Raw genomic sequence first — 13,185 nt, forward strand, 5'->3', positions numbered from 1 at the left:
GATATGCTTAGATTTCAAGGAAGGATACCGTGCGTTAAAAAAAGATAAAGTCCTTGATCTCATCGCGATTCAAAAGCACGATTTGCTGCTCCATCGCTTCCCGATGCAGATCGTCCTTGCCGATTCGCATACTCAAAAGAAAATACGACAACAAGGCAGCCCGAATTTGAGTAACGCATTTACCGTCGACCATCCCGAAATCGCGCTCGATCACGCTTTTTTGCGCATCGTTCAACCCCGGATGCGGACCGATTTCGACAGTCAACCACTTGTTCCACAAAGTGTCTGTAAAAGGGGGCTCGTCAGCCTTACCCAAAATAGAGACGCGATGAATACGTGCCAGAACGAAATCGCGGTAGTCGTTGTGAGTTACGCTAAAAGACCGAACGTGCCAACGCAAACCGTCGAACACCAAAGTATGAGGATTGATTTGCAAAGTCTTAGGCTCAGGACTGGACAACGATTGATATGAAATCTCCAGCTCGAATTTAAAACGCACCGCCTGCACAATGCCGCGCAAGACTCGCGCATCGATTTGCCGTGCCAACGGATTGACAATTTCAACGGTTGGAAGGTTACCGACTAATGCGATCAGGGTTTCGTAACCGTTTTGTTGCTGTAATTTTAAAACCTGTAACAGCTCGCCGGTCGTTCCATCCATGAAACCCGGTTTAAACGAATCGTCGACCACATAGCGTTTCAAATACTTATCGTAACGAATATTTCCCGGACACAACGATTGATAAAGCGTCAAATCCTTCGATGCCTGTACTCGACTAATGCCGAAATAATTAATCAACGTACCGGTCGAAATTTCACCGCTCCAAAACACCGTTGCTTCCAGCAAAGTTAATCGATGACGCTGTTCCCACTTTAAATTCGGTTGCAAGAGATTACCCATGGTGTTAGAGTCATGAAAACTAAATTTATATGTTTATTGTGGAATGGTTAAGAATTCTATCAGTAGCTTAGCAGTTAACAAAGATTAGAGCGGAGAAGAGATAAAAAATTTCTTTTCGAATACAAGTAATGGTTATTAACAATGATATTCGATAGGCGATAGCATGTTTATATACCTGTCGTAGATCAAAATTCGGCGTCTGTGGGTGTCCGCCAAAGGACGCCGTGAATACGTCCCTGTAGGCTCTATGCCAGCTCCATGCTGGCAAAGCCTTTGTCGGACACCCAGGCGCCTCCTTTGGCACTGCCGAAATTTAAAGTGCGAAAGGTATAGATACGAATTTGACTGGCATAGTAGGTACTTAACAATGGAACAACTCACCGATCTAAAAGCGATATTGCACTCCAAACGCGCCAATATTTACTACCTGGAAAAATGCCGGGTCATGCAAAAGGATGGCCGCGTACTCTATCTGACAGAAGCCAAGGAAGAAAAACAATACTGGAATATTCCGATCGCGAATACCACCGTCATCTTGCTCGGTACCGGTACCTCGATCACACAAGCTGCTGCTCGCATGTTAGCTTCGGCCGGGGTACTGATCGGTTTTTGCGGAGGCGGAGGTACGCCGTTGTTAATGGGCAATGAAATCGAATGGCTAACGCCGCAAAGCGAATACCGGCCCACGGAGTATGTACAAGGCTGGCTTTCCTTTTGGTTTGATGCACAAAAGCGTTTGGAAGTCGCCAAGCAGTTTCAACACGGACGCATCGACTATTTGCGCCGTATATGGGGTAAAGACAAGGATCTTAAAACCGAAGGATTCGACAGCGGAGACGAGGACATAGCAGGCGCGTTAGCCAATTGCGCCGCGAAAATAGACAATGCCAAAAACGTCACCGAATTATTGGTCGGTGAGGCGCAACTGACCAAAAGCCTGTACAAAGCCGCTGTCAAACGCACCCAACTCGGCGATTTTAGCCGCAATGCCGAAAGCGTCGACGACGCTAATATCTTTCTAAACCACGGTAACTACCTGGCCTACGGCTTGGGCGCCACCACGCTATGGGTGCTCGGCATCCCGCACGGTTTTGCAGTGATGCACGGCAAAACCCGGCGCGGCGCATTGGTATTCGACGTCGCCGATCTAGTCAAAGATACCTTGATCTTGCCGTGGGCCTTCATCAGCGCCAAGGAAAAAACAACCGAACAGGAATTCCGCCAGCAAATCCTGCAAAAATTTACCGAACATAAAGCGCTGGATTTTATGTTTGACACTGTTAAGGATATCGCCTTGCAGGGAGATAAGGCATGAGTTTAGCGGGTCGAACCATTCCTACGCGTCCGCGTGAAAACGCTCAAAGCTTAAAATCACTCAACCCAATTTTCAAGCCGCAAGCCATCAATACGTCTAAACTCCCTTGTGTTATTAGTGACCAATGTCAAATCCAAAGCAACTGCGTGAGCGGCGATCCAAAGGTCATTGCCCCCAATCAGACAACCTTTTCTTTCCAAGTCACTGCGAATAGAAGCATAAACCTCCGCAACCTCAACCAGCATAGGTTGCACCGGCAAACGAGCAGCCAGCAGTTGGACATTCATGATGGCCGCTTCTTTTTCTCGGCTTTTCAATGCGCCCGAAAACAACTCACCATAGGTAATCATCGAAATCACTACCTCGCCATGCCGCAATTGCCTGAACCTCTCTGCTATGCAAGCCGGACGGCGTTTTTTAAGATAAATACAAATATCCGTATCCAGCATGAAACGAGCCGGCATCATTCAAAATCCCGATCCTGTGGTGGAGGGTCAATCCGTTTTTCCGCCATAAAATCATCTGAGAAGCCGGCGAAAATGTCCATCACATCCGCAAGATTATCCGGTTTTTTGCGTAATACTACCTCATCTCCGCGTCGAAAAATCTCTACCTCATCCGCATCAAACTGGAATTCTTTGGGAATCCGCACCGCTTGCGAATTGCCGCTTTTAAAAACGCGCGTTGTCGTCATAAAACACCTCATGTATATATCGCATGTGTTTACATTAGCACTAAGCCGGTATAGACACAATTATTTGGAGATCCCATCATGATGGTCACCTTCATTTGCGAATGCGAGAAAAAAGCGCTGAACCGCACTCGCCGCGTCCTCGACGCCTTCGCCAACCGCATCGGCAGCCGCACCTGGCAAACCGTGATCACCGAGGAAGGCTTACAAGCGGTGAAAAAGCTACTGAGAAAAAGCGCGACCAAGAATACGGCTGTGGCGTGTCATTGGATACGGAGTAGGAGCCGGAGCGAGTTGCAGTGGGTTGTGGGTAACCAATATAAATTCAATGACCAAGGCATTGTACCGGTCAATTACACCAATCAGCTTAATGTATTAAAGATGGATGAATTAGACGTGAATATTGAAGAATATTTTGCAAATACGAAAAAACAACCCTTGGCTCAACATCTTTTCGCTGTCGGTTATGTTGCTTACAAACTTTGTTTGCAATTAACAAATAATGAAACCATGGCCAAAACCGCATTTATTACGGGTTGCTGGCATGATATGGGCAAAGTGGATGATGTGTTTGCTGACTGGTTGATCAAGGAGTTAAAAAAGAAAGGTATTCTTAATCAGGAAGTGCCAGAGAGCGGTCAACATGTCGATAGTAAAGCGAAGAATTATCCGCGCCACAATGAAATCTCACTACTGTTATTTTATCTTCTCAACAAACAAACGTTTGCCAATTCCCAATCGAAAAAATACACCGAACACGCCATCTATTGGCATCATGATAAATGGTTTCGAGGGGTAGAGAAAAATGGCGACTATATCAGCTTTAGCCTAGATATGGTCTACAACAAAATGATTGAAAAGGTTGGAGTCGATAAATTCAACACGTTATTGCAATTAGTCAGAACATTGACCCAGCAAATCAATATTATCGCAGAGAATTATTCCGAAGATGACAACCTGCTAATAAATCACGCAAACTCAAATATTGATGAGGATAAGTTAGCTGAGATAGAGGATGCACATTTGCCGAAATATAAAAAATACACGACAAAACTTAACGTCGAGGCATATCAAGATAATATTCTAGAGAATGCTAAATGCAATATAGTTCGTACTGTCGTTGTCACTGCCGACAGGTTGGTGTCTTCTTTGAGTGCCGATCAGCTTACAGCGCATTTGGAAGAACAAACACTAGATGCAGTAGCTGAAACAGCATTGCTAAATGATCGTGGATTAACGGTGGCAATTTCCCATTGTTTAGAACAGTTTAATATTAAATATCCCGATAGTGACCGTAATAAACAACAAACTCAAGCTGCACTTGAATTATCCGATGATGAAGTCATGATTGGTGTACTTAAAGGCCCGGCAGGTTGTGGTAAAACCAAAATAGCATTGGAATGGGCTGTAAACACTTATGCGCGTAAAATTATTTGGGTTTGTCCTAGAGTGCAGGTGTGCCAAGGGATGCTAACCGACCTGACAAGCAAGGAATATTTGCCTGAAACTAAAATCGAAATTTGTACCGGTGAATTTAAAACCTTGTATCAATACGGCAAGTCAATTACCACACCAGACAATCAGGAGTTTTCGGGCGACATTGTTATCACCACCATCGACCAAATACTCAATACCATAACTACCCATCGCAAAGTCACCGGATTGGTGCAATATATGAACGCCCATGTCGTGTTTGATGAGTATCACGAATACATTAATATGCCGGGTTTCAATCTATTGTTTGCCGAATTGGTTGCCTGTAAACGACTCCAAGAACGGAAAAATAATTGCTTGCTTGTTTCCGCTACCCCGAATCCCTATTTTGTCAAAGAACTGTTGGGACTCAACCAGGATGATATGGTTGGCATAGAGAGTTTTAATCGAAGCCAATACAAAATTGAATTTGTTCCTCCTTTTGATGAAGGCGATGAAGCCAATAATCCGCTGTATCAAACCCAGCCGGACAATACCTTTATTATCAGTAACACAGCCATAACCGCGCAAAGAGGTTTTATCAGAAACCAGGCTAAGGAAAAGGCTTTACTGTTCCATTCTAAGTACAAAAAACTGGATAAAGAAGTATTGTTTAAAAAAGTTTTTGAAACCTTCAAATATCGAGGCACAAAAGACTATGCTGTGTTACGCGCCGGCCCCATCGTTCAGGCATCGTTGAATATCAGTTGCGACCGGATGATGACGGAAATAACCCACGCTGAAAACTGGCTGCAGCGTTTAGGGCGACTTGATCGTTTTGGTGAAAACTCTGATCCTAATGTTTATATAACTGCAGTTCCCGAAAGTTTGGCCAATGGCAAACAAAGTGGTGCCTGCGCTCGCTTTTTAAATCAATCCAATTGTTTGCAAAGCACGAAAGCATGGCATAGCTTCTTAGTCGATAAAATTACGGAAAAGCCAATAATGTCCATTGCAGAGATTTATCAAATTTATCAGGATTTTTATGACGATCCAGTCGTACAAAAAGCTGTTGAACAAGACATGTTAGCGGCATTGAAAAAAAGCGTCGATCTCATCAATGCCAAAATCATGGATCCGGTTGCATTTCCTAACAAAAATAAAACCAAAGTTGATAAACCCAAAATCAAGAAAAACTCATTGCGTGGTGAAAATCGTTTCGTGCAAATGGCCGTGTGGAATATTGGTAATGGCAAAGAGGAGTTTCCCAATGAATATGCTTATGATGAAGCGGATACCCAAGGCCATTTGACCCTTGAGGTAAAAACGATATGTGGCAACGATGACAGTGAGAAAGACTTATTGGCCTTCATGACTAAAAAACATCACAACATCAATGATAATGCCGAAAAATATGGTGTTACAGATCGAACTAAATATAAAGATAAAATATACCTGAGTAGCTCTAAAGTATCTGAAACTCCTATTTATTTAAGCTATATCCCAGCCGACTTAAAGCAATTGGAAACTCGGCCACACCCTTATGCCATCTATTATGCAGTGGGCAAATTTCAGCCCATAGGCGCGCTTTCTCGTGATCAAATCACTACATTTAATGAGCTTGCACTTGAATAAGAGAGTATAGATTATTTTTTAAAAATTAATTAATTTATCAACCACCTTAAAGATAAGGAGAAAATCATGGAAAAAGTAACAGGTATCAAAAGCGTCGATTTTAAAATTAAGGCGTTAGGGTACGGCGTAGTCAACTGGAACGGATCTCCAAATTTAACAATTATCGATGATGGGAAATACAAAAACGTAACAAATCACAGTATGCCTAAACTACGAGGCTACTCAAATATAAAAGAATATGATGATAACGGAGTAGGCAAATTTTATCATCACCCGGAAGCCGTAGATTTTTCAAAGGTTCAGTTATATATCAGTCAAAATTGTATCCGCCATCATTTATTTAGAGGAGAACCATATAATCTGAATTCACCAAAATTGATAACAGACACAATCGACTTGCTTTGTTCTCTAACTGGTCTAATTCGCGGCTATGTCATTCCAAAAAATGAAAATAAACGTACCAGTCCCTTGTTAATTACTGACTTTGTTGACCAATTGAGAAATGGCAACTACGAACAAATGGGGCGATCAGGCAGCAAGGAAAAAGGAGAGACAAAATCAGGCAAGGATGCCAGTAATGCGTTATTTTCCAAAACAACATTCGGTGAAACAAAATATGAGGCATATGGTTCTATCAGCATAGAATTATTGCAGTTTATTCCGCTTTGTGCGGATTTCGGGAGACAAGCAATGATCGTCAACAATGACCAGGAGGGGCAAGGTGTCGCTGAAAAATTGGAAGCTTATATCCAATCACTGAGCGGTAATAAAGACGTTAAAGCGACTTACCATCATAACTACGTCAGAAAAGGAGCTATTTTTGACGAGGGTGAACAAGGCGTACTGCTAAATGATGCGGCTTGTGATGTTTTGGTGAATCAAACTTTGGAACTAATAGAAAATCTGAGCATTCGCCAGGCTAAAGGGTATATGTATGTTGACTCGGTTAAAGTCGATTACAACAGTGGAACAGGAAAAGACATGATGCGTATCAAACAGGGTGGCGATACCATAGATAAAAAAACTGACTCGTATGCGGTTTACTATGAGGGAAGATAAATTATGCGCATTTCAATTGAATTTGATTCTTGCTGGCAAACCGGATTTTTAGGCGATGATTTAAAAAAACCGATTATTCATAGTAAAAATGCTAATAAACATGACTTAAAAGGTTATAAGCAAAAATTTGTTGCAACATCAAAAGAAAGGGGTGAAAAACCAACGCCTATTACAAAAAATACTGTGCTAGGAATTTTGTGCCGCTTAGTGGGTGATCAAAGAAAACTTTATCAAGCAAGAAACAGCGAGAACTATTATTTTGCAGACATTGAGCCACAAGTTTCTTTTTCGCTAAGCCGTATTAATCAAACATCGCAGGAACTGATATATTTGACCAATAAATCGGATGACCGTTGTGCGCAATCAACTTTCTTGGGCGTATTATCTTCCGATAATCCTTGGTTTTTTTCAGACGTCTCCTCCAAACTCTGGTCGGTGTTGTTTTTAAACAAAGAACAGTTGCTTGATTTTATTTTGAATAATGAAGTTGAAAATACGGAAGTAGATTGTTCTCCAAAAAACTTGATCTCCAGAATTGAAGATATTTCCAACATAAAAGTGGAAACAGGTTCTGTGTTAATGACTAAGAAGAGGCTGATTTTTGATAAAACTAAAGAAATTGAAAAAAAGGAAAACCTCTTAGAAACGACTCTTGAAAAGGCAAAAGTCAAATCACCTAATTCGCAAAGCCAAATTGTTAAGCACGAAATCAAAATAAAAGAAATCAACGAGGAAATTCTTCAATTGAAGGAAGCATTTTTACAAATTGAAGTTGATGCTGAGATAAATGAACAGGATTTAAAAATTGCCAATGTCATTAGATATCTAACAAACAAATTCCCGGGCAATGAGTATTTGACTAACGATGTTATTTATCCGTTAAGCTTATATGCAGCGGCTTTATATATACAAGCCGAACGATTATCAAAAATTCGTAATGATTTAGAATTTTTAAAGGATAAAAAAGGCGAAATTTATATTCAAGGCTTTTCCAAAAGAGGTTTTAATGGTATTCGTGACTGGTTAAATCGGATGGCAGGAGGAAGAAAAAAAGCCGTAGGAACGCCTTGTATTGTCCAAAAGCAATCGGGGGTATTAGATATAAACATTAATGTAAGCAGAGAAAGAGCCGAACAAATTAGAAATGACATTGAAAATGCCGGAGTATCGAGCTTTTATCTTGGTAAAAAAGGGTTGGCTTATGTGGCTCGTATTGACCCTAGGGAGGTAAAATCCTAATGGATTATTTTATTGATATTCAAATAAAACCCGATGCTGAAATTCGGGAAAACGTATTACTCAATAAGGTATACACCAAACTGCACAAAGCATTATACGATCTAAAGTCTACAGACATAGGCGTCAGTTTTCCTGAATACAAATTAAAACTGGGTTCTGTGATTCGTATTCATGCTGTGGAAAAGCGACTAGAAGCGCTGCAGCAAGGCGGATGGTTAGGTGGCTTGATCGGCTATTGTGCAATTTCTCTAGTCCAATCAATACCCGACCAAGTTCAATATCGCACTGTTTCGCGTATCCAGAGCTCCATGTCACCGGCAAAGCTCAAACGTTTAATCAAGCGTGGGTCTATCCGGGAAAGTGAAATTAAGCAATACAAAGCCAAGATGTTCCAAAAAGGATTGGACAACCCATTTCTGGAATTAGAAAGTGGTTCTAATGGACATTTGCACAGGCGCTATCTTGCGTTTAGCGAGTTGATGGATAAACCCATGCAGGGAGAATTTGACCAATTCGGTTTGAGTAAAACAGCAACGATACCGTGGTTCTAAATTATCAGTTCTTGTTCCCATGCTTGAGGGTAAGAGTTAAACAAAGCAGCAACCAAAACAACGACCATCGTTATCCATTATTAATCGCTACGGAAAAAACCGATGTAGAACCTAGCATGGCTGCATTCAGTTATTACGGATTGAGTAATGACTGTTCCGTGCCGCTTTTTTGAAGAATTAACGTATAAATCATTTGGATCGACTGTAGCAAATAGCTACAATCGATCTGATTAATTTGCTTAATGAGGTGCATAATGGCTAAAGCAGCATCGCCGATTCGTTTGCAGAAGGAATTGATGAGTGCGGCGGAATTAGCAGGAAAACGTTTTCATCGGAGCACTGCCGAGCAAATCGAATATTGGGCTGAAATGGGGCGCAATGTTTCAGTGCTGGTAGACCCGGATGATTTGGCGGCAATCGCAGCCGGCGTGGTAAAACTCGAATTGGTTCCGGTATACGGCAAGCCGGTCGATCCGGCTACGGTCTTTCAAACGCTTGAGGACGAACGCGCTGCGGGAAGCTTGGCCCAGCGTGTTACAAACAGTCCGGCAACCTATCAAGCGTCTATCGATCACCCCGGCTGTCTGGAACAAATCGACAGTACTGGTCGAATCAGGGTCGGCAAGTTTATTGACGGCGAATTTGTCGAAATCACTAAAACCTTGTCTTAATGGCCAAGAAACAGCTATGGCTGCTTGCGGGTGGCAATGGAGCCGGGAAAAGCACGTTTTATCATACGCAGCTGGCAAGGCTCGGCATTCCATTCGTTAATGCCGATATTTTGGCTAACTAACTTTATTCCCTTGCATCGGAAGCGCACAGTTACGATGCGGCAAGGATTGCCGCGCAACTGCGTTCGCAATTGTTGTCGGAAGGGCGCATTTTGCTTTGAAACCGTATTCTCACACTCCTCGAAGATCGATTTTGTCGCCCAAGCAAAAGCATTGGGCTACAAAATTATTTTGGTCTTAATCCATTTAGATAACGTATCGCTCAATCAAGCGAGGATTTACCAGCGGGTCAGCGAAGGAGGGCATTCCGTTCCCGACGAAAAAGTACGAAGCCGAGTACCCAGGTTGTTAAAGCTTATTAAGCAAACCTTACCGCTATGCGATCAATGCGGCTACTCACTTAACGCGGGATAGTTTAAGGTTAATCCGTTCGTGGTGAGCCTGTCGAACCATGAGCGGATTAACCTTCCCCCTTCGACAGGGCTATCCTGAGCGCAGCCGAAGGGCTTAGGGCGAACGGTTAATTCTTAGTGCTTTTGTCCCTCTTTAAGTGGGAAGCCATCAATGCTATCTGTTGGATAATTCCCGTGCGGACAACCCGTTTAAACAAGTTGCAATTGTTCGGAACGGGAAAGCCAATTTAAAGCTGAACTCAATTCCGGAATGGACAAAGGAGTTATTGGCGCATTAATTGCTTTATACTGAAAATTAAGCGATTAGACCCAAAAATTTTAGGTTCTTTAACAATATAGAAAAATCAAATAGTTATAAAGCAACGAAAAATAATGGTTAAAACGGTTATTTGCGGATAAGTAGCTGTTGCCATTATTTTTTTGCGCTTTATACTACAGTTCACTGCCGCACAGGCAGCTTAGAAAGCTTTGATTTCGTCAATGGCGGTTTGTTCGCTGTTCACTGCCGCACAGGCAGCTTAGAAAATGAGATACAGGAAAGAAAACATGGCGGGATTGTTCACTGCCGCACAGGCAGCTTAGAAAAAGTCGATCTTGCTAGACCACGTTGTTGGGGCGTTCACTGCCGCACAGGCAGCTTAGAAAACTTTTTTGTTGCGATATTTACTCGACTTTGTGTTCACTGCCGCACAGGCAGCTTAGAAAGCGCTCTTAGTGTGCGATATCGTGCTTATGCCGTTCACTGCCGCACAGGCAGCTTAGAAAGCTTTATGTCGATTCATAATTCTTCCGGCATAGTTCACTGCCGCACAGGCAGCTTAGAAATCTTCAATCAATCGTCTTGCGTCAGACCACTGGTTCACTGCCGCACAGGCAGCTTAGAAAATTCTGTTTCGCTTTTCTTCTCACCGTTTTTAGTTCACTGCCGCACAGGCAGCTTAGAAAGTTGTAGTCACGAAGCCGAACCAGCGTTGTTAGTTCACTGCCGCACAGGCAGCTTAGAAACAAAGCTAGTAATGTCTGAACCGCTGGACATTGTTCACTGCCGCACAGGCAGCTTAGAAATTTGATGTCGAGCAGCGACATCAGGCCGCGGAGTTCACTGCCGCACAGGCAGCTTAGAAAAGGTCTTTAGCGGTATGCTCGGGCGGAGGCGGGTTCACTGCCGCACAGGCAGCTTAGAAAGTAAGTAATTTCAAGCGCTCGAACCGTGCCGAGTTCACTGCCGCACAGGCAGCTTAGAAAGATCCGACAATACCGGAATGCTCTTTGGGTGGGTTCACTGCCGCACAGGCAGCTTAGAAAAAAATCGCACAGCGCGACACCGGACAAGCCGTGTTCACTGCCGCACAGGCAGCTTAGAAATCTTTTTATGGTTGCGCCTCTGATGGGTTAGCGTTCACTGCCGCACAGGCAGCTTAGAAAAGTCCCGGAACGCCCAGCAGCCTGCTCCCGCAGTTCACTGCCGCACAGGCAGCTTAGAAAGCTTTACAGTATGAACATTGTTGACCGTGACAGTTCACTGCCGCACAGGCAGCTTAGAAAATTAGTTAGCACGCTCTTGAGTCGGCAAACTAGTTCACTGCCGCACAGGCAGCTTAGAAAAATCAAAAGCCGCGTTCGGTGAAAACTCGATCGTTCACTGCCGCACAGGCAGCTTAGAAATAACCCAACCCGCGAGATACCTATGCCTAAAGGTTCACTGCCGCACAGGCAGCTTAGAAACAGCGCTTCGCGGAAGAAAATTTAAATAATTTGTTCACTGCCGCACAGGCAGCTTAGAAAGTATAACGACAAAAAACGCGGCATGAAGGTTGGTTCACTGCCGCACAGGCAGCTTAGAAAGTTTATGAGCAACTCACCGTGCTTTGCTCTCCGTTCACTGCCGCACAGGCAGCTTAGAAAACCTAATAATCCAGATCCTGACCCTGGGCCTAGTTCACTGCCGCACAGGCAGCTTAGAAATATATTGTCGCGAGCCGCTGCCCGCTTCTCGTGTTCACTGCCGCACAGGCAGCTTAGAAAGATCCTGACGACGGCTAACAATGCGATTGCTGGTTCACTGCCGCACAGGCAGCTTAGAAATTATCCGGCAAACCCTCGCACAACAGCGCAAAGTTCACTGCCGCACAGGCAGCTTAGAAAATTGGCGGCTAACGATTGGCTCGTGATTAGCGGTTCACTGCCGCACAGGCAGCTTAGAAAAAATTGTTTATTTTGAGTCTAAAGATGTGTCGGTTCACTGCCGCACAGGCAGCTTAGAAATTGTGTTTTGCCACTTTGAGCAGGACCGACAAGTTCACTGCCGCACAGGCAGCTTAGAAAAACAACACGAAGATAGGCAGCAGCACCAACAAGTTCACTGCCGCACAGGCAGCTTAGAAAGGTGCCCCACGGCGTAGTCTCATCCTTTGGCAGTTCACTGCCGCACAGGCAGCTTAGAAAAGACGGCTTGATTACGTCGACGGTATACCGTGGTTCACTGCCGCACAGGCAGCTTAGAAATAAATTAAATGCACCGGCGGTGATGCCAATCGGTTCACTGCCGCACAGGCAGCTTAGAAATATTCATATCAACGCCGCAAATACGCGGCATCGTTCACTGCCGCACAGGCAGCTTAGAAAAGAAATCAACCGAGAATGCCAAGAATGCGCCCGTTCACTGCCGCACAGGCAGCTTAGAAAGTTCTAAAGTCCTCATCCATCGCGAGTATTGGGTTCACTGCCGCACAGGCAGCTTAGAAAGCAAACTATTTCAGTTGATCTACTCAACAATCGTTCACTGCCGCACAGGCAGCTTAGAAAGTCAGGCAGGAATGGCGGAACAATAGTCGGTAGTTCACTGCCGCACAGGCAGCTTAGAAAGTTATGATGTCCTCCGGAATGTTGAATGCTGGGTTCACTGCCGCACAGGCAGCTTAGAAAAAGAGGCTCCGCCCGAAACGGCGGTGTTTTCGGTTCACTGCCGCACAGGCAGCTTAGAAACTATAACGCAATGCCCACTTGCTGCGCCCACAGTTCACTGCCGCACAGGCAGCTTAGAAATGAGTCGTGCGTCGATGCGTTTGTCGGGCATCGTTCACTGCCGCACAGGCAGCTTAGAAATTTGACATGCGGCAGCAGTTCGATAAATCCAAGTTCACTGCCGCACAGGCAGCTTAGAAAGTTTCCTCCCAGCAACTACCCCGGCCAATAGCGTTCACTGCCGCACAGGCAGCTTAGAAACGTCTAGCATCG

9 protein-coding genes and 1 CRISPR repeat array (1 of these 10 only partly in view) are annotated in these 13,185 nt (G+C 44.1%); of the genes, 6 read left to right on the forward strand and 3 right to left on the reverse strand.

Annotation, left to right across the window (positions count from 1 at the left end; translation table 11 throughout):
• Positions 1 to 34 precede the first annotated feature (34 nt).
• Positions 35 to 901: a WYL domain-containing protein gene (locus tag METBU_RS0101230; protein WP_017838889.1), complete on the reverse strand. Its 867-nt coding sequence runs from the start codon at positions 899 to 901 to the stop codon at positions 35 to 37.
• A gap of 367 nt (positions 902 to 1,268) precedes the next feature.
• Here METBU_RS0101230 and cas1f point away from each other — a divergent pair, with 367 nt between their 5' ends.
• Positions 1,269 to 2,216 (forward strand): type I-F CRISPR-associated endonuclease Cas1f, encoded by a 948-nt coding sequence (gene cas1f / locus METBU_RS0101240; protein ID WP_017838891.1) that lies wholly within the window; start codon positions 1,269 to 1,271, stop codon positions 2,214 to 2,216.
• A gap of 56 nt (positions 2,217 to 2,272) precedes the next feature.
• On the opposite strand, the gene METBU_RS0101245 is transcribed toward cas1f, so the two are convergent.
• Both METBU_RS0101245 and METBU_RS0101250 read right to left on the reverse strand, forming a co-directional pair.
• Entirely contained in the window at positions 2,273 to 2,683 is a 411-nt protein-coding gene (locus tag METBU_RS0101245; protein ID WP_017838892.1) for a type II toxin-antitoxin system VapC family toxin, read from the reverse strand.
• Positions 2,680 to 2,910: an antitoxin gene (locus METBU_RS0101250; protein ID WP_017838893.1), complete on the reverse strand. Its 231-nt coding sequence runs from the start codon at positions 2,908 to 2,910 to the stop codon at positions 2,680 to 2,682. Before METBU_RS0101250 ends, METBU_RS0101245 begins: the two co-directional genes overlap by 4 nt.
• Positions 2,911 to 2,988: 78 nt before the next feature.
• Here METBU_RS0101250 and METBU_RS0101255 point away from each other — a divergent pair, with 78 nt between their 5' ends.
• From METBU_RS0101255 to METBU_RS0101280, 5 genes are all read left to right on the forward strand, one after another.
• Complete coding sequence (locus tag METBU_RS0101255; protein WP_017838894.1) at positions 2,989 to 5,955, forward strand: CRISPR-associated endonuclease Cas3''; 2,967 nt, start codon at positions 2,989 to 2,991, stop codon at positions 5,953 to 5,955.
• Positions 5,956 to 6,021: 66 nt separating this feature from the next.
• On the forward strand, positions 6,022 to 7,014 hold the full coding sequence (cas7fv, locus tag METBU_RS0101260) for a type I-Fv CRISPR-associated protein Cas7fv (RefSeq protein WP_017838895.1): 993 nt from the start codon (positions 6,022 to 6,024) through the stop codon (positions 7,012 to 7,014).
• 3 nt (positions 7,015 to 7,017) lie between these two features.
• On the forward strand, positions 7,018 to 8,253 hold the full coding sequence (cas5fv, locus tag METBU_RS0101265) for a type I-Fv CRISPR-associated protein Cas5fv (protein WP_017838896.1): 1,236 nt from the start codon (positions 7,018 to 7,020) through the stop codon (positions 8,251 to 8,253).
• The gene (cas6f, locus tag METBU_RS0101270) at positions 8,253 to 8,804 is read left to right on the forward strand and encodes a type I-F CRISPR-associated endoribonuclease Cas6/Csy4 (RefSeq protein WP_017838897.1); all 552 of its coding nucleotides are present in this window, start codon (positions 8,253 to 8,255) and stop codon (positions 8,802 to 8,804) included. Before cas5fv ends, cas6f begins: the two co-directional genes overlap by 1 nt.
• Positions 8,805 to 9,058: 254 nt before the next feature.
• Positions 9,059 to 9,475, forward strand: coding sequence for a TA system antitoxin ParD family protein (locus METBU_RS0101280; RefSeq protein ID WP_017838899.1), 417 nt, complete (start codon positions 9,059 to 9,061; stop codon positions 9,473 to 9,475).
• Between the two features lie 910 nt (positions 9,476 to 10,385).
• Positions 10,386 to 13,185: a CRISPR direct-repeat array (repeat unit 28 nt; unit sequence GTTCACTGCCGCACAGGCAGCTTAGAAA) (it continues 1,190 nt past the right edge of the window).

It is taken from the genome of Methylotuvimicrobium buryatense 5G (assembly GCF_000341735.1).
Taxonomy (GTDB): domain Bacteria; phylum Pseudomonadota; class Gammaproteobacteria; order Methylococcales; family Methylomonadaceae; genus Methylotuvimicrobium; species Methylotuvimicrobium buryatense.